The organism is Umezawaea sp. NPDC059074 (assembly GCF_042738955.1).
In the GTDB taxonomy this organism is placed as follows: Bacteria; Actinomycetota; Actinomycetes; order Mycobacteriales; family Pseudonocardiaceae; genus Umezawaea.
In genome coordinates, this window is the sequence record NZ_JBHYHC010000047.1 from 1 (window position 1) to 16922 (window position 16922).

General features: G+C 69.1%; 13 protein-coding genes. 3 read left to right on the forward strand and 10 right to left on the reverse strand.

Annotated features, from left to right (window positions below; translation table 11 throughout):
- Window positions 1–82 precede the first annotated feature (82 nt).
- Genes ACFWW9_RS21980 through ACFWW9_RS21990 form a run of 3 tightly spaced genes read right to left on the reverse strand, consistent with a single transcriptional unit; the run spans window position 83 to window position 2770 of the window.
- On the reverse strand, window positions 83–1036 hold the full coding sequence (locus ACFWW9_RS21980; RefSeq protein ID WP_390380787.1) for an ABC transporter substrate-binding protein: 954 nt from the start codon (window positions 1034–1036) through the stop codon (window positions 83–85).
- A 16-nt stretch (window positions 1037–1052) separates the two neighbouring features.
- Complete coding sequence (locus ACFWW9_RS21985) at window positions 1053–1817, reverse strand: amino acid ABC transporter ATP-binding protein (RefSeq protein WP_390380790.1); 765 nt, start codon at window positions 1815–1817, stop codon at window positions 1053–1055.
- The gene (locus tag ACFWW9_RS21990; RefSeq protein ID WP_390380793.1) at window positions 1814–2770 is read right to left on the reverse strand and encodes an amino acid ABC transporter permease; all 957 of its coding nucleotides are present in this window, start codon (window positions 2768–2770) and stop codon (window positions 1814–1816) included. Before ACFWW9_RS21990 ends, ACFWW9_RS21985 begins: the two co-directional genes overlap by 4 nt.
- 382 nt (window positions 2771–3152) lie before the next feature.
- Between ACFWW9_RS21990 and ACFWW9_RS21995 the strand changes: the two genes are divergently transcribed.
- Entirely contained in the window at window positions 3153–3851 is a 699-nt protein-coding gene (locus ACFWW9_RS21995; RefSeq protein ID WP_390380797.1) for a hypothetical protein, read from the forward strand.
- A gap of 141 nt (window positions 3852–3992) precedes the next feature.
- Complete coding sequence (locus tag ACFWW9_RS22000) at window positions 3993–5069, forward strand: LPXTG cell wall anchor domain-containing protein (RefSeq protein ID WP_390380800.1); 1077 nt, start codon at window positions 3993–3995, stop codon at window positions 5067–5069.
- A 105-nt stretch (window positions 5070–5174) separates the two neighbouring features.
- On the opposite strand, the gene ACFWW9_RS22005 is transcribed toward ACFWW9_RS22000, so the two are convergent.
- The 5 genes from ACFWW9_RS22005 to ACFWW9_RS22025 all read right to left on the reverse strand — a co-directional run bounded on the left by ACFWW9_RS22005 (window position 5175) and on the right by ACFWW9_RS22025 (window position 10159).
- Window positions 5175–6164, reverse strand: a complete 990-nt coding sequence (locus tag ACFWW9_RS22005) for a zinc-dependent alcohol dehydrogenase family protein (protein WP_390380803.1) — start codon at window positions 6162–6164, stop codon at window positions 5175–5177.
- Complete coding sequence (locus tag ACFWW9_RS22010) at window positions 6161–6973, reverse strand: carbohydrate ABC transporter permease (protein WP_390380806.1); 813 nt, start codon at window positions 6971–6973, stop codon at window positions 6161–6163. The genes ACFWW9_RS22005 and ACFWW9_RS22010 overlap by 4 nt, the downstream gene beginning before the upstream one ends.
- Window positions 6973–7935: a carbohydrate ABC transporter permease gene (locus tag ACFWW9_RS22015; RefSeq protein WP_390380809.1), complete on the reverse strand. Its 963-nt coding sequence runs from the start codon at window positions 7933–7935 to the stop codon at window positions 6973–6975. The genes ACFWW9_RS22010 and ACFWW9_RS22015 overlap by 1 nt, the downstream gene beginning before the upstream one ends.
- A 10-nt stretch (window positions 7936–7945) precedes the next feature.
- Window positions 7946–9307, reverse strand: coding sequence for an ABC transporter substrate-binding protein (locus ACFWW9_RS22020; RefSeq protein WP_390380812.1), 1362 nt, complete (start codon window positions 9305–9307; stop codon window positions 7946–7948).
- A 90-nt stretch (window positions 9308–9397) separates the two neighbouring features.
- Window positions 9398–10159, reverse strand: coding sequence for a DeoR/GlpR family DNA-binding transcription regulator (locus ACFWW9_RS22025; protein WP_259629605.1), 762 nt, complete (start codon window positions 10157–10159; stop codon window positions 9398–9400).
- 1098 nt (window positions 10160–11257) lie between these two features.
- On the opposite strand from ACFWW9_RS22025, the gene ACFWW9_RS22030 reads away from it, so the two are divergent.
- Window positions 11258–11674 (forward strand): hypothetical protein, encoded by a 417-nt coding sequence (locus tag ACFWW9_RS22030; protein ID WP_390380815.1) that lies wholly within the window; start codon window positions 11258–11260, stop codon window positions 11672–11674.
- A gap of 81 nt (window positions 11675–11755) precedes the next feature.
- Here ACFWW9_RS22030 and ACFWW9_RS22035 read toward each other — a convergent pair whose 3' ends face one another.
- The gene (locus ACFWW9_RS22035) at window positions 11756–14548 is read right to left on the reverse strand and encodes a discoidin domain-containing protein (protein WP_390380818.1); all 2793 of its coding nucleotides are present in this window, start codon (window positions 14546–14548) and stop codon (window positions 11756–11758) included.
- A gap of 13 nt (window positions 14549–14561) precedes the next feature.
- On the reverse strand, window positions 14562–16790 hold the full coding sequence (locus tag ACFWW9_RS22040) for a discoidin domain-containing protein (protein WP_390380821.1): 2229 nt from the start codon (window positions 16788–16790) through the stop codon (window positions 14562–14564).
- Between the last annotated feature and the right edge of the window lie 132 nt (window positions 16791–16922).

The following is a 16922-nucleotide window of genomic DNA, read 5'->3' on the forward strand; positions in this document are numbered from 1 at the left end:
TTTTTCCCCCCCTCGGGGGTCTTCATGTTCTGGGTGCCCCCCCCCCGGAAAGGTGCCCGGGGGGCCCCTCCGCGGTTCACGCTCAGGTGCGCGGCAGGCCGGGCGGGTTGATCTCCGAGGTGGGCACGGCCTCGCTGGACAGGCCCCACCGCTCCAGCACCTCGGCGTACTTGCCGTTCTTGATCACCACGTTGAGCGCGTCGGCCACCGGCTTCACCAGACCGCTGTCCTTCTTCGTGGTGGCCGCGATCTTGCCCACGACGTCGCCGCCGCCGGAGAAGCTGCCGATGATCTCGGTCTTGCCCGACGTGGCCACGTGGTAGGCGGCCGTGGGGTTCGGGCCGAAGTAGGCGTCGATGCGGCCGGACTCCAGCGCCAGGTAGTAGTCCGAGCTGGTCTGGAAGTACTTGATGTCGGTGGCCTTGAGCCCCTTGGCCTCGTTCTGCTTCGACCAGTCGACGAGGATCTTCTCCTGGTTGGTGCCCGTGCCCACGGCGATGATCTTGCCCGCCACGTCCGCGGGACCGGCGACCTTGAAGCCCGCGCCCTTCTTGGCCTCGAACGCCAGGGTGTCGAGCCGGTAGGTGGCGAAGTCGTACTTGTCCTTGCGGGCCTCGGTGACGGTGATGTTGGAGACGCCGAGCTGGTAGGCGCCGGAGTCCAGGCCCACGAAGAGGTTCTCCCAGGAGGTGACCTCCAGGTCGGGCTCCAGGCCGAGCACCTGTGCGATGAGCACGGAGATGTCGGTCTCCACGCCGATGGGGGTCTTGTCGTCGGTGGCGTAGAAGCCGAGCGGCGGGGCGGTGCCCGCCGTGCCGCCGATGACGAGCTTCCCGGTCGCCCGCACGGCTTCCGGCACGGTCGCGGCGATGGCGGCGTCCTTCTCCGCGGTGACGCGGTTCTGCTGCGGGCTCAGGTTGATGACCTTGCCCGACGCGACGACCTTGTCCTCGGCCACCGCGCCGTCCGCTCCTCCGCAGGCCGAGACCAGGACGAGCAGACCTACGATGACGGGGACGAGTCTGGCTGGTGACACGGGTTTCCTCCGGGTGCTACAGGACCTTCGACAGGAAGGCTTGGGTACGGGGGTGGTTCGGGCGGTCGAGCACCTCGGCGGGTGTGCCCTGCTCGACGACGACGCCGCCGTCCATGAACACGACCCGGTCGGCCACCTCGCGGGCGAAGCCGATCTCGTGGGTCACGACGATCATGGTGGTGCCGGTGCGGGCCAGGTCCTTGATGACGTCGAGCACCTCGCCGACCAGTTCCGGGTCGAGCGCCGAGGTCGGCTCGTCGAACAGCAGGAGCTTGGGGTCCAGCGCCAGCGCGCGGGCGATGGCCACGCGCTGCTGCTGCCCGCCGGAGAGCTGCCGCGGGTAGGCGTTCTCCTTGTCCGACAGGCCGACGCGGGCCAGCAGCCGGACGGCGTCGGCGTGGACCTCCTTCTTCGACCTGCGCTGCGCCGAGAGCGGGGCCTCCGCCACGTTCTCCAGCGCGGTGAGGTGCGGGAAGAGGTTGAAGTTCTGGAAGACGAAGCCGATGTGCGTGCGCTGCTTGAGGATCTCGCGTTCCTTCAGCTCGTGCAGCCGGTCGCCGACCCGGCGGTAGCCCAGGAGGTCGCCGTCGATGCTCACGTACCCCTGGTCGACCTTCTCCAGGTGGTTGATCGTGCGCAGGAGCGTGGACTTGCCCGAGCCGGAAGGCCCGAGGACGACCACGACCTCGCCGGACTCGACCTCGAGCGTGACGCCCTTGAGGACCTCCAGGGTGCCGAAGCTCTTGTGGATCCCCCTGAGGTCGACCATCGCGGGGCTCATCGGTTCGCTCCTGCCCTGGCGCGCAGCACGGCGACCTGGGCGCGCACCCGTTGCAGCGGTGTCGGCGGGAGGTTTCGCAGCGCTCCCTTGGCGTAGTGGCGTTCGAGGTAGTACTGGACCAGCGAGAGCAGCGTGGTCATGGCGATGTACCAGACCGTGGCGACCATGAGCAGCGCCACCACCCGCGCGTTGCGGCCGTAGATGACCTGCGCCTGGTAGAAGAGTTCGCCGATCGCCATGACGGAGACCACCGAGGTGCCCTTGAAGAGGCTGATCACCTCGTTGGCCGCGTTCGGCAGGATGGAGCGCATCGCTTGCGGGAGAACGATCCTGCGGAACTGGCGGAGCCGGGGGATGCCCAGCGCCGCCGCGGCCTCCAGCTGGCCGTGGTCGACGGAGATGATGCCGGAGCGGACGATCTCGGCGGCGTACGCGGCCTGGTGCAGCGCCAGTCCGAGCACCGCTGCGCTCATCGGGCCGATGAGGTCCTTGGTGTCGAAGGAGAAGAACGACGGCCCGAACGGCACACCGAAGTCGAAGCGCTGGTACAGGTAGGCGATGTTGAACCAGAACAGCAGCTGCACGATGAGCGGGATCGACCGGAACGCCCACACGTAGGTCCAGCTGACGACCTGGAGGAACGGGCTCTTGGACAGGCGCATCAGCGCCAGCACCACGCCGAGCGCGAACCCGAGGACCGTGCCGTAGAAGGTGAGCTGGATGGTGACGCCCACCGCGCGCAGGATCGAGTCGGCGGTGAAGTACCGGCTGAACACCGGCCAGTCCCAGCCGGGGTTGGTGGCGAGGCCGTGCAGGAACTGGGCCAGCAGGACCAGCACGACGGCCACGCCCACCCAGCGCCACGGGTGGCGGGACGGGACGACCTTCAGGGACGCGAGATCGGTCTCGTCGTCGGCGTGGGTGACCGGGAGCGGGCGCGCGGAAACGCTCATGGTGGGTCCTCGGGCCGTGGGGTCGGCGAAGAAGCCCCTGGGGGCTCGGGTGACGGGCGGGGAGAAGGTCAGCGGGTGCGACAGATGGCGCTGCTGATGCGGCCGAAGTCCACGTGGCGGCGAGAGCACAGGACGGCCATGGCGCTCTCCTCTTCGCGGTGGTCGTTCGATCGGTGTAGTGCGAAACCGTAGACACGGCGGGAGGTCGCCGACAAGAGGTGAGGGCCGCTCGGCACCGAACGCCCATCTGGTGAAACGTTCGGGTTCGGCGTTGACAGCTGGTTCGGCATCACCCGAATGAGTAGGCCCGGCGGGTGAACAGCGAGGCCCTGCCGCCCGTACTGCCTAGTGGACCCGCACCACCTGCACCAGGAGAGTCCCCATGGAGTTCGCCCGGATCGCCCGAACGGCGCTCGCCGCCGTCGCGGTGACCACGACGACGGCCGTCGCGCTGTGCGCGGCCGCCGTCCCCGCCTCGGCCGAGAAGGCCGACCTGAAGGCGAACTGCGGTCAGGGCGGCGCGGTGCTGGTGGTCGACCTGAAGGGCTACGGGCAGGGCAAGAGCGCGATCAAGGTCCAGGACGGCGACATCGTGCTGGAGAACCGGGAGTTCACCGGGTCCTACGTGGGGTCGTTCCCGAGGCCCGCGGACGTGCCGCACACGTTCGTCATCACGCTGCGGGTGCCGGACAACAGCCGCCAGTCGTTCGTCCGGGAGGTGTCGACGGACCCCTGCGTGACACCACGTGGGAACGCTCCCACTACCACCCAGACCTCGGTGCCGTCGTCGGACCCGAGTTCCGCGACCACCACCACGACGACCACCTCACCCACGGACAGTGGGTCCTCGACCCCCTCCAGCGCGGACTCGTCCTCGTCGACCCCTCCGACCACCAACACCGGGGTCATCCCGCTGGGCAACAAGAGCGATCTGGCCCGCACCGGGGCGTCGGTCGCGATCCCCCTGCTGATCGGCTTGTGCCTGGTCAGCGCACTCGGCGTGATCGCGTTCAACGTGAAGCGCCAGTGCCGCTCCGAGCACGGCGACGACGACCACCCGACCGAGCCGGCAAGCGGCTGACCAGGCCCGTCGCATTCGGACAGTGACCAACCATCACCCGATCGGCCTAGCAACTGCCGTGAACAGTGACCTGTGCGACTCCGTATAGGCAAGTGGCGGCCCCGCGATGCCCGCCGTACGGACCACGACAGGAGTGTCACCATGCGCCACGCACGATCGGACGACGCGGCCATACGCGTAGCCAGGCGAACACTGGGCGCCTTCGCTCTCGTCGGCACGACCGCCGTCGTCTGGTTCGGCTTCGTCGACCCGGCGGGCGCGAACGCGCCGACCGTGAAGGCGAGCTGCGTGGGCGGCCAGTCGGTGCTCACCGTCGAGGTCCGGGACTACAACGGCCGCGTGACGAACACCGTCAGCGTCCAGGACAACCAGCAGGTGCTGGACGAGCGGCGGTTCGGGACGTCCTACCGGAACTCGTTCATCCGGCCGGGCAACGTGGAGCACCTCTACCGGGTCGTCGTGTCGGCCGGGAACGACCGGACGGGCGACCAGGGGTTCTCGTTCGTCCGCTCGGTGCCGCAGCCGGTGTGCGCGCAGGCCACCATCACCCAGACCCAGGCCAAGGAGTCGCCGATCTTCGGGATCCCGATGATGCCGATGTTCCCGGCGCCCTCGGCCAAGGCGACCACCACCACGACCCTCCCGACGACGACCACGACCACGCCTCCCCCGGTCACGACGACCACGACCACCAAGGCCGTCGTCCCACCGCCCCCTCCCCCGGTCGTCGCCGCGCCACCCGCCGAGACCGGCTCGTCGCAGACCAGTTCGTCGCAGACCAGCTCCTCCGAGACCACGACCACCACCACGACGACGACCTTGACGACCAAGTTCCTGCCCCCGCTGGTGCCACCGCTGGTGAGCCTGATCGAGCCGCCGTCCATCGCGAGCGAGAAGGTCACGTCCGGCTCCGCGGTCACGCCCACCAGCGGGTCCTCGTCGTCGACCACGTCCGGGTCGTCGTCCGCGTCGGCGGCGTCCACTCGGGACAGCTCGGCCGGGGCGTCGGGCACCGGCGGCACGTCGTCGTCCTCGACCACGTCGCCGAACTCCACGAGCAAGAGCAACGTCCTGGTCATCGCGGACGACACCAACCTGCCGACGACCGGCGCCTCGGTCGCCCTCCCGCTGCTGTTCGGCCTCTGCCTGCTGACCGCGGGCGGCGTCGTGGTCTTCAGCATGCGCAACCCGCGCAAGCGGGGCAAGCACGCCGCCTGAGCGCGGCCGCCCCTCCGGCCCCCCAGCGACCCCAGCGCTCGGGGGCCGGAACGCGAGGAAGCCCACCCGCCTGCACGGCGGGTGGGCTTCCTCGTGGTGGTGGGACTAGGGCAGGACCTGGATCTTGCGGCCCTCGCCCGCCTTGAACTGCTCGATGGCCGCCGCGTAGCTGTCGAGCGGCAGCCGGTCGCTGATGAAGACGTTCGGGTCCAGCACGCCGGTCGCGAACAGGTCCGCGGCCCGCTCGAACGAGTGCAGCACGGCCATCGAGCCGGTGATGGTGATCTCCTGGTTGTAGATCTTGTACGGCTCGATCACCGCCCGCGCCGAGTAGTCCGAGACGCCGAACTGGAGGAACGTGCCGCCCTTGGCGACCCGGCCCAGCCCGTCCTGGATCGCGCGCTCGTTGCCGGTCGCGTCGATCACCACGTCCCAGCCCTTCGGCCGGTCCAGCTCGTCCGCCGACGTGGCGGTCGCGGTGACGCCCAACTGCTTGGCCGTGGCGAGGCGGTCGGTGTTGATGTCGACCACCTCGATGCTGGCCGCGCCGGTCAGCTTGCCGAGCTGGAGCATCATCAGGCCCATCGTGCCCGAGCCGTAGATGAGCACCCGGCTCGCCAGCTGCGACCGGAGGATGTCGTAACCGCGGACCGCGCAGGACAGCGGCTCGATCAGCGCCGCGTCCTCGGTGCGGACGTGGTCGGGCAGCTTCACGCAGTTCGCCACCGGCGCCACCGCGTACTCCGCGGCCCCGCCCGAGACCGACACGCCGATCGCGTTCCACCGCTCGCAGAGGTTGTTGCGCCCCAACCGGCACATGCGGCACTCGTGGCAGTACAGCGAGGGGTCCACCGCGACGCGGTCGCCGACCGCGACCTCGGTGACGTCCTTGCCGATCTCCACGATGACGCCCGCGAACTCGTGACCGGGGATCACCGGCAGCGTGGGCGCGAACTCGCCCTGGAGGATGTGCAGGTCCGTCCCGCACAGCCCGCAGGCCGACACGTCGACGACCACCTCGCGCGGTCCCGCTTTCGGGTCGGGAACCTCGGTCACCTCGAGCTGACCGATGCCGGTGATCACGACGGCCTTCACTTGACGGCTCCTAGCGACAAGCCCTGGACCAACTTGTCCTGGGCGGCGAACCCCGCGATCAGCACGGGGAGGGACACGACCGTCGCCGCGGCGCAGACCTTCGCCAGGAACAGGCCCTGGCTGGTGACGAAACCGGTGAGGAACACCGGCGCGGTGCCCGCCACGACACCGGTCAGCACCCTGGCGAACAGCAGTTCGTTCCAGCTGAAGATGAAGCAGATCAACGCGGTCGCGGCGATGCCCGGCATGGCGATGGGAGCCACCACCCGGCGCAGCGTCGTGATCAGACCGGCACCGTCGATCGACGCCGCCTCCAGGATCTCCGGCGGCACCTCGGCGAGGAACGAGCGCATCAGCCACACGGCGATGGGCAGGTTCATCGAGGTGTACAGGATGACCAGGAACGAGATGTTGTCGAGCATCCCGGTGAACTGCGCGACCAGGTAGATCGGCAGCAGGCCCGCGACGACCGGCAGCATCTTGGTGGAGAGGAAGAAGAACATGACGTCCGTCCACTTCTCCACCTTCTTGATGGAGAGCGCGTACGCCGCCGGGATCGCCAGCAGCAGCACGACGATCGTCGAGCTGATGCTGGCGCTGAACGAGTTGATCAGCGGCGGCCACGGGGACTGGCCCGTGGACGCGCCGAAGAACTCCTCGTAGCCCTGCAACGTGAGCGGGGCGCCCAGCGACGGCGGGTTCGTGGCGGCGTCCGGCTCGCTGTGCAGCGAGGTCAGCACCATCCACGCCACCGGCGCGAAGAACAGGATCGCCGAGAACCAGGCGGCAACACCGACCAGCCTGCGCATCACTTCACCTCGTCCTTCAACAGGGACGACACCACGCGCAACGCGAAGTTGGCGATGATGAGCGACCCGATGACCACCACGACACCGGCCGCGGACGCCTGCCCGTAGTCGTGCGCCTGGTAGAAGGTCTGGTAGATCGTGTACGGCAGGTTCGCCGTGCCCAGACCACCCGAGGTGATGGTGAAGACCGCGTCGAAGTTCTGCACGATGTAGATCGACCCGAGCAGGCCGCCCAGCTCCAGGTACTGCCGCAGGTGCGGGAACGTCAGGTACCGGAAGATCTGCCACGGCGTGGCGCCGTCGATGCGCGCGGCCTCGACCACGTCCATCGGCCTGCTCTGCAAGCCCGCCAACAGGATCAGCATCATGAACGGCGTCCACTGCCACACCAGCGAGGCCTCGACGGCGACCAGCGGCATGTCGCTGATCCACTCGGGCTGCGGTGGGCGGTCGGCGCCGAACAGGCTCCAGATCCAGGTGAGCGCGCCGTTGAACAGGCCGTACTCGGGGTTGTAGAGCGCGTGCTTCCAGAGCAGCGCCGCGGCCACCGGGACGACCAGGAACGGCGCGATGAGCATGGTGCGGACGAGCCCTCGACCGCGGAACTTCTGGTCCAGCAACAGGGCCAGCCCGAGGCCGAGGACCAGGCAGACCACCACCACGACGACGGTCAGGATCACCGTCGTGACGATCGACGACCTGAGGTTGGGGTCGGTGAAGACCGCCGCGTAGTTGTCGAACCCGGCGAACCCGCGGTTGTCGGGGTCGAGGGAGTTCCAGCGCAGCACCGAGATGATCAGCGTCGCCACGAACGGCAGCTGGGTCACGATGATGGTGAAGATCAGCGCTGGGAGGAGGGGGGCCCGACGGGCCCAGCGCGCTGCCGCGCCGAGCCCCTTCGGTGCGGGAGGGGTTCCCCGCCGTTGCTGCTTGGCCGGTGGTGGGGCCGTGTCGAGGCTCATCGAGGGCTCCCTACTTGCCGCGGTACTTCTCGGCGACCTTCTCGGCGAGTGCCTGGCCCGAGTTCAGCGCGTCGTCCACGGACGTCGCGCCCGCGATCGCCGAGCTGATCTGCTGCGACACCTGGGTTCCGAGGTCGGTGAACTCGGGGATGCCGACGAACTGGATGCCGCTCGCGGGCCGCGGCTGGACGCCGGGGTCGGTGGGCTTGGCGCCCTTGATCGCGGCTTCCGCCTGCTTGGCGAACGAGGTGCCCGCCGCCAGGTAGTCCGGGTTCTGGTAGGTGGAGGAGCGCTTGCCGTCCGGCGTCTTCGACCAGCCCAGCGTCGTGCCGACCAGCTTCTCGTAGTCCTTGCCGGACGCCCAGGAGATGAACTTCCAGGCGGCGTCCTGGTTCTTGCTGGCCTTCTGGACGCCGAACGCCCAGGTGTAGAGCCACTGCGAGGACTCGGTCTTGTTCACCGGGGCCTGCGCGAAGGCGAGCTTGCCCTTGACCGGGGAGTCGTTCGCCTCGAGGAGACCGGCGGCGGACGTGGCGTCGTACCACATCGCGACCTTGCCCTGGGTCATGTTGTTCAGGCACTCGGCGAAGCCCGCCTGCGGGGCGCCCGCCTCACCGTGCGCGCGGACCAGGTCCACGTAGAACTTGGTGGCCTCCTTGAACTCCGGCGCGTTCACCTGCGCCTGCCAGTCCTTGGTGAACCACGTGCCGCCGAAGGTGTTGACCACCGTCGTGAGCGGGGCCATGACCTGGCCCCAACCCGGCTGGCCGCGCAGGCAGATGCCCTTCATGCCCGGCTCGGCGCCGTCGAGCTGGGCCGCGAGGTCCGCGACCTGCTGCCACGTCGGCTTGTCCGGCATGGTGAGGTTCTTCGCCGCGAAGACGTCCTTGCGGTACATGAGGAACGACGACTCGCCGTAGAACGGCTCGGCGTAGACCTTGCCGTCGGCGGCGGTCAGCGACTGCCGCATCGGCTCCAGGATGTCGTTCTGGTCGAACCCGCTGTCCTTCGCGATGAAGTCGTCGAGCGGCGCGAGCCAGTTGTTCTTGGCGTAGATGGGCGTCTCGTAGTTGCTGATCGTCGCGACGTCGTACTGACCGGCCTGGCTGGAGAAGTCCTGGCTGATCTTGTCGCGGACGTCGTTCTCGGGCAGCACGGTGTAGTTCACCTTGATGCCGGTCTGCTTGGTGAAGTTGTCGGCGGTGAGCTTCTGGATGTCCTGCATCTGCGGGTTGTTGACCATCAGGACGTTGATGGACGAGCCATCGGCCGTGGATCCACCCCCACCGGCGCCACTGCACGCCGTCACCCCGACTGCCACCAGCGCGGCTGCCGCCATCGCGGCGGCGCGGCGAGAACTGAATGACGTCATCGTCTTTCCTTCCCATCTAACCGAAATGCCCTGAGGAGGGCGTCGAGCAGCCAGGTCACCACTCCGTGGTGCACCGCTCGGGGGACTTGATCAGGTTCTGACAACTTTCGGGCCTAGCGCGGCGTAGCGGTGTCCTTCGGCCGCGGGCAGTCCGGAATCCGTGATGATGGCTTCGAGATCCGAAATCGCGGCGAACCGGTTGAAGCTCGCCACGCCGAACTTGGTGTGGACGCCGACGAAGATCTTCCGTCGGGAGACGCCCACGGCTTGTGCTTTGACCGCACCGACAACGGGGTCCGGTGTGGTCAACCCGTGCTCGCGGGAGATGCCGTTCGACCCGATGTAGGCCAGGTCGATCACCATCTCGCTGAGCATCCGGATCGCCCAGTGGTCGACGGTGGCCAGTGTCCGACCGCGGACGCGGCCGCCCAGCAGCAGCACCGTGACCGAGGGCGTTCCGGACAACGCCGCCGCCGTGGGCAGCGACGCCGTGACGACGGTCAGCGGGTGGGTGGTCGGCAGTGCTTCCGCGACGAGCTGGGGCGTGAACCCCTCGTCCACGAACACCGTCTCGGCGTCGGCCAGCCGATCGGCCGCCGCCTTCGCGATGCGCCGCTTCTCCGGCACCATCGACGCCGAGCGGAACGCCAGGCCGGTCTCGAACCCCGCGCTCTCCACGGGGAACGCCCCACCGTGCGTCCGCCGGACCAGACCGTGGTCGTCGAGGAGCCTCAGGTCCCTGCGGACCGTCTCCGGCGCCACGCCGAGCTCGGCGGCGATGTCGACCACGTCGACCCGCCCGTCGGCCCGAGCACGAGCGAGAATGCGGCGCTGACGCTCTTCGGCCTGCATGCACACCCTCCTGCCCACTCGGACTTGCAGATGCCCGTTCGGGCTGCCCATAGGTTTAACACCGGTGAAACAGTGTGGCCAGCGACACAGCACGTGTGAACCTGCCCGATCAATGCCCGTTTGGCCAGCCGAAACGCTGGTGAAAACGTGATTACGGGTGAACCTGTGCCCGTTTGGTGGTCGACACGTGCCCGGAATCCTTGGGGCGGGCGGGATTTCTTTGGGGCGAAAGATCGTCGATGGGCGTATTGGCGGAGGGGTTGTGCGGCGAAATGCGAAATTCTTTAGGCTTTGGAGGGGATTGTTGTGGGGGGAAGCAAGTGGTTTCCGAGGACTGATCAGTCGAGACGGCGGTCACGGGGGAATGACCGAACGGTCACGATTGAGGGGTTGGGGTCTGGGAAGTTCCCAGTACGGGTGGGGTGGACTCCCGCGCTTCGCGCTACCGGACCTCCCACGCTCCCGCGTCTCCCCCACTCCGCACTCCGCGCCTCGCCCTCCCACACCCCGCGCCGCTCATTCCCTCACCCGTACCCCCGCACCCCTGCGGCCCTGGACTCCTGCGCCCCCGCGCCCGGCGTTTCCAGGACTCCCACATCCCCCGCACTCCCGCACTCGGCGTTTCCAGACTCCCGCGTTCCCGCACTCCCACACCCGGCACCCGGCACCCGGCACCGCTGGATCTAGCCGCCCCTGGATCTGGCCGCCCCTGGACCCCGGACGTCCCGAGTTCTCGCACCCGGCGTCTCAGGATCCCCACACCCCCGCCCTCAGTGTTTTCGGACTCCCGCGTTCCCACACCCGACACCCCCGGACCCCGCCTCCGGCACCCCTGGACTCCCAGATTCCCGCGCCATCGCGCTCTCTCACCTCCTGGACTTTCACCCCCGGCTCCCACTCTCCCGCTCCCTGCGCCCCTGGACCCCCGCGTTCCGCGCTCCTGCGCCCCCACACCCAGCGCCCCGAACTCCCGTGCCCCAGCCCTCCCCCACCCCCGGACTCCTCGCCCCGGCCCTCAGCGCCATCCCACCCCTCACTCCCGCCCCTGGACTCCCGCGCCCCTGGAGGCTCGGAGGCTTGGGCGGGAGGATGGTGGATATGGCGAAACTTGAGGCCCGACCGGTGAGTCTCGTGGTGGTTGCGATGCTTGGTGTGGCGGTGCTTGCCGCTTGTTCGAACGTCGCGCCGCCCGCTCCTCCGCCGTCCTCCCCCTCTCGTGATGCGCGGGTGCACGTGTTGGAGGTGGAGGTGACCGGTACGGCGGTGCTCACCACGCTGGAGTTCACCCTCGATGGGAAGGTCGCCAAGGAGAAGGGCGTGGTGTTGCCGTGGAACAAGAAGGTGGAGGTGCCGTACGGCGGTGGGCGTCACGAGTGGCAGGTGAGGATGGAGTACGACGGGGGTGACATGGCCGCTGTCGCCACCACCGATGGGAAGTTGGTCACCCAGACCGCCGGTAGTGGGTCGCCTGGGAGTGCCAACAGCGCGAACCTCAGCGGGTCGTTCTCCGACTGAGGTTGTGGTGTGGACATGGGCCGGGCCCCCGAGGAGGTCGAGGCTCGGGGGCCCGGTGCTTGTGCGGTACCTCGGGAAGAGCTAGCTGCTGTAGACCTCGAACTCGCTGATCTGCCCGGCAGGCCACCCGGTGTTCGCGGTGATCGCCAAGCGGACGTACCTGGCCTGGCCCGCCGCGAACGTGATCGTCACGGCGTTCCCGGTGGCGGGGTTGAACGTGTACCCGGCCGACGCCACCGCGTTCCGGTACGAGGACCCGTCCGTGCTGGCCTGCACGGTCAACGTCTGCGTCCTGGTGGCCCACGCCGTGGCGGGTGGGAGCTTCAGGACGACTCGGCTCACCTGCACGGACGAACCGAGGTCCACCGTGACCGACTGCGGGAACGCGTTGTTCGCGCTTTCCCAGTACGAGTTGGCGTCACCGTCCGTCGTTCGTGACGGGCCGTAGACGTCCGACTGGCTGGTCGCCGTGGCTGTGCGGCCACGGGCCAGGTTTCCGGTCGGAGGAGTGGTTGTGGTCGTGGTGGTGGTCGTCGTGGTGGTGGGTGGGGTGGTTCCGCCGCCCGCGTAGGCCTCGAACTCCGAGAGCTGTGCCGCCGCCCAGCCGGTGTTGCCGGTGATCGTCAAGCGCAGGTACCGGTTGTTCGCGGTGAGCGGGATGGTGACCGTGTTGGTCGACGACGGGTCGAAGCGGTAGCCGGTCGACGCCACCAACTGGGAGAAGGCGGAGCCGTCGTTGCTGCCGGAGACCGCCAGCGTTTGCGTCCTGGCCTCCCAGGACGGTGGCAGTTTCAGGACCACCCGGCCGACCGAGACGGCAGTGCCCAGGTCCACCGTCAAGGTCTGCGGGAAGGTGCCGTTGGTGCTCTCCCAGTACGAACCCGCGTTGCCGTCGGTGGCGTTCGAGGCGGCGAAGCCGGAGCCCTGGCTGGACGCGGTCGCGGTGCGTCCACGGGCGAGGTTGCCACTCGGGTCCGGCGGCACGGTCGTCGTGGTGGTCGTCGTCGTGGTGGTCGTGGTCGTCGTGGTGGGTGGGGCGGTGGGGTCCGTGTAGATCGGTTCCGGCCACGGGCCGCAGTACGGGGTGGTGTCCCAGCCGGAGTTGCCTGAACCTCGTTCGATGGCGAAGCCGCCTGAGCCGAGGCAGCTGTACACGCCTCCACGGCCGAGGCCCGACGCGGTGACGTTGGCGAACGACGCCCCGCCCGGTGACTGGAGCTGGATGCCGAAGGTGCCTGCTCCCAGGATGCGGACGCCGTCGAAGTGGACGTTCGTGATCGTGCCGCTGATGAACTGGATCGCCTCGTAGTTCGAGTCGATCAGGTCCGTGTCGGTGACGTCGATGCGGCCCGACATCGCCCCGTCCCGCGCGTCGAACCAGAGTGCGCCCACGCCGAACTGCCAGTTGGAGTCCAGGACGCCCGCGCGGAGGGTGGTGTTGCGGGCCAGCGTGGTGGTGCCCGCCAAGGGCACTGACTGGAAGCGGTTGCCGACGTGGATGCCACCGCCCTGGTCCTGGGTGTCGGCCACGACGTTGTCCGTCGCGGTGTTGTCGCGGCCGCCGTAGATGGCGATCCCGTTCGCCTTCATCGGCACGATCACCGTGTTGTGCCTGATGGTGTTGTCGTGGTCGGCGTCGCGTTCCGACCAGAACGCGATGCCGTCGTCGCTGATGTTGCGGAACAGGTTGTTCTCGATCAGCACGTTGCTGATGCCCTGGTGCAGGTTCAGGCCGTCCGCGAGCTGGTCGACGACCTTGTTGTCCCGGATCGTCAAGCCGTCGAACGGGCCGTCCAACCACAGGCCGACCTTGGTGTGCTGCAAGAACATGCCGGAGATCACCGAGCCGCCACCGAGAGCGCCGCCGATCGCGTTGACCTGGTCGCAGTCCTCCCTCGTGGTGACCTCGCCGATGATCGCGAAGTTCAGCAGGCTCACGGCGCTCGACCGGCCGGAGTTGCCGCCGATGCCGCAGCTGGACGGCTCGCCCAGGCCGTAGAAGCCGACGCGGTTGCCGCGCACGACGCTGTGCCAGTGGCCCGCGCCGCGCACGACGACCCGGTCCACGGTGATGTGCCGGGTGACGGTGAACGTCCCGGCGGGGATCCACACCTCCTTGCCCGCGCTCTTCGCGGCGGCCACGGCGGCGACGAACGCGTCGCTGTCGTCGCCCGAATCGCCCGCCACGGCGCCGAACTCGGTCACCGACACGGAGTTCGCCGGTCGGGTGGCCGCCGGGGCGACCTGTTCGAAGTCGGCGAGGTCGATCGTGTACGACGGGGCGGTGTCGCCGCTGTCGACCTGGAGGCGGACCTTCGCCCCGGCCTGCAACGTCGTCGGGAACAGGGCCCGCGTGGAGTCGTACATGTGGTGCGGCTTGCCCTGGCCCGGATCGTTGGCGTACGGGTAGCCGCCGTAGCGCCACGAGTACTTCGACGTCAGCGTGAGGCTGCCGGACTTGGTCCCGTTCAGGTACAGCGACAGCGGGGCGGTGATGCCCGCTCCCCCGTTGCCGTCCGGCACGCTGTACCGGATGTCGATCGAGTTGGCGGGCTTGGTCAGGGTGAACTCGACGTACTTCCCCTGACCGGACAACGTGATCGCCTGACGGCCGGAGGCCTCGCCTTCGAGCGTGCTCTGCCTGCGGCCGGGGCCGATCTTGGTGCCGTTGGTGGCGGCGTTCTCGGCCTCGATCTCGGTGAACGGGACCGTGGCGCCGCGACCGGCGATGTCGAACGGGGACGTGTAGGCGGCCGCGGCGGAGACCTGACCGGACGCGGCTTGCGGGGCGGCGACCACGACGAGCGCGGTCACCACCGCCGCGGAGAGGCAGGCCGCGCCGAACGCCAGCGGCCGTCGGAGAGAGGAGCGCATGGGACGGCCCTTCCTAGGAGGTGTAGGCCTCGAACTCGGAGAGCTGCCCGGCGGGCCAGCCCGTGTTCCCCGTGAAGGTCAGGCGCAGGTAGCGCTGGTTCGCCGTGACCGGGACGGTCACCTGGTTGCCGCTCGCGAGGTCGAACCGGTAGCCGGTCGACCCGACGAGCTGGGTGAACCCGCCACCGTCGGCGCTGCCGGACACGGTGATCGTCTGCGTGCGCGCGCCCCACGCCGTGGCGGGCGGCAGCTTCAGCACTAGCCGCCGCACGGACGTGGCCGCGCCGAAGTCGACAGTCACCGTCTGCGGGAACGCGTTGTTGGTGCTCTCCCAGTAGGAGTCGGCGTTGCCGTCGGTCGCGTTCGACGACGGGTAGCCGCCGACCTGGCTGGACGAGCTGACCGGCTTGCCGCGCGCCACGTTGCCGGACTGCGGCGGTGTCGTGGTGGTCGTCGTCGGAGGCGTGTCGCCCGCGTTGCGCGGCGGCCAGCTGCCGCAGTCGGTCCACTGGCTGTCCCAGCCGGAGTTGCCGCTGCCGCGGGTGATCCCGAACGTGCCCGCGTTGGCCGGGTAGACGCAGTTGTAGAACCCGCGCGTGCCCACCCGTGACGCGGTGACGTTGGAGAACCGCCCCGATCCCGGCGCCTCCACCTGGAGCACCACCGTGCCGACGCCCTCGACGGACGCGCCGTCCACGGTGACGCCGGTGATCGGCTTGCCGGTGCCGCCGCCCGACACGAACTGGATCGCGCTGTACGGGCTGTCGACGAACCGGTTGTCGGTCACGGTGACCGGCGAGGTGATCGGGAAGTCGTAGGAGTCGAAGCGGATCGCGCTCATCGGGTGGCCCCAGTTGGGGTTGATCGCTCCGGTGCGGACCATCGTGTTCTGCGCGACCGTCGTCGTGCCCGCGAGCGGGGAGAACCGGCCGTCGTAGACGAACGCCTGGTTGGAGATGGCGATGCCGCCGCCGAGCGCGTTGGTGTCGCGGATCAGGTTGCCGCGCACCGAGATGTCGGTGCCGCCGTAGATCGCGATGCCGTTGGCCAGGTTGGGCTGGACGATGGTGTTGTTGGTGAACGAGTCCCGCACGTCCGCGCCGAGCGACCACATGGCCAGCGAGTCGTCACCGGTGTTGCGCAGGAAGTTGTTGCGCACCACGGAGTCGGTCACGTTGCCGTTGAAGTTCAGGCCGTCCGCCGCGAGGTCGAGGAACCGGTTGTTCTCGATGACGGCGTTGCTCGTGGAGCCGTTCATCGTCCAGATGCCGCACTTGAGGTGCTGCATCCACAGGCCGGAGATGACCGAGCCGTTGCCCAGCGGGCCGTGGTAGGCGTTGTCCGGGCTGGTGTCCACGCGCTGGGTGACCTCGCCCATGACCGCGAAGTCGTAGAGCTTGATGTTGCCCTGCACCTGGCCGTTGTTCAGGAACGGGTTGCTGCTGTGCAGCACCGAGTGCCAGTTGCCCGCGCCGCGGATCGTGACCTGGTCGATCGCCAGGCCGCGGCCGATGTCGAACGTGCCCGGCGGCACCCACACCTCGCGGCCCTGCGACTTGGCCGCGTTGATGGCGTTGACGAACGCGGTCGCGTCGTCGCCGCCGTCGTTCGGCGTGGCGCCGTAGTTGGTGACGGACAGGGAGTTCGCGGGCTGGCTCGCGGCCCCGGCGACCTGCTCGAAGTCGGCGAGGTCCACGGTGGCGGTCCCGACGTTGCCCGCGTCGAGCTGCACGCGGACCCGGTCGCCCGCCTGGACGTCCCGGCCGAGCAGGGCGCGCGACTCGTCGTAGAAGTGGTGCTCCTTCGCGCCCGCGATCCACGGGGCGGTGAGCCAGCTGTACTTGGACGTGACGGCGAGGTCGCGGACCTTCGTGCCGTTGACCTGCACGGAGACCGTGCCCTGGCTGCCGTCGGGGACGCTGTAGCGCAGGACGATCGAGTTGGCGGGCTTGGTCAGGGTGAACTCGACGTACTTCCCCTGGCCGGACAACGTGATCGCCTGGCGGCCGGACGCCTCGGACGCGAGGCTGCCCTGGGTGTAGTCGGGGCCGACGCGCGTGCCGTTGGTGGTCGCGGCTTCGGCCTCGTACTCGGTGAAGGGGACGGTGGCGCCGTTCCCACCCGCGGCGAGGGTGATGGGGGGCGCGTCCCTGGGTGCGGCGGAGAAGACCATCCCGGCCAAGGCGGTGGCGGCCACGACCGCCAGCGTCAAGGGCAGGGCTGTGCTGCGGACAGGAGGCATCGACGACTCCAAGCAGGGGGTGGAGCACAGGGGGTCAAGACCCGGTCGGACCGGGCGGGTGGGTGCCGGGCCCGTCGGGGGGCGTGGGGGCCACCCCCGGGGGCGCGCGGGGGGCCGGGCCCCACCCGGGGA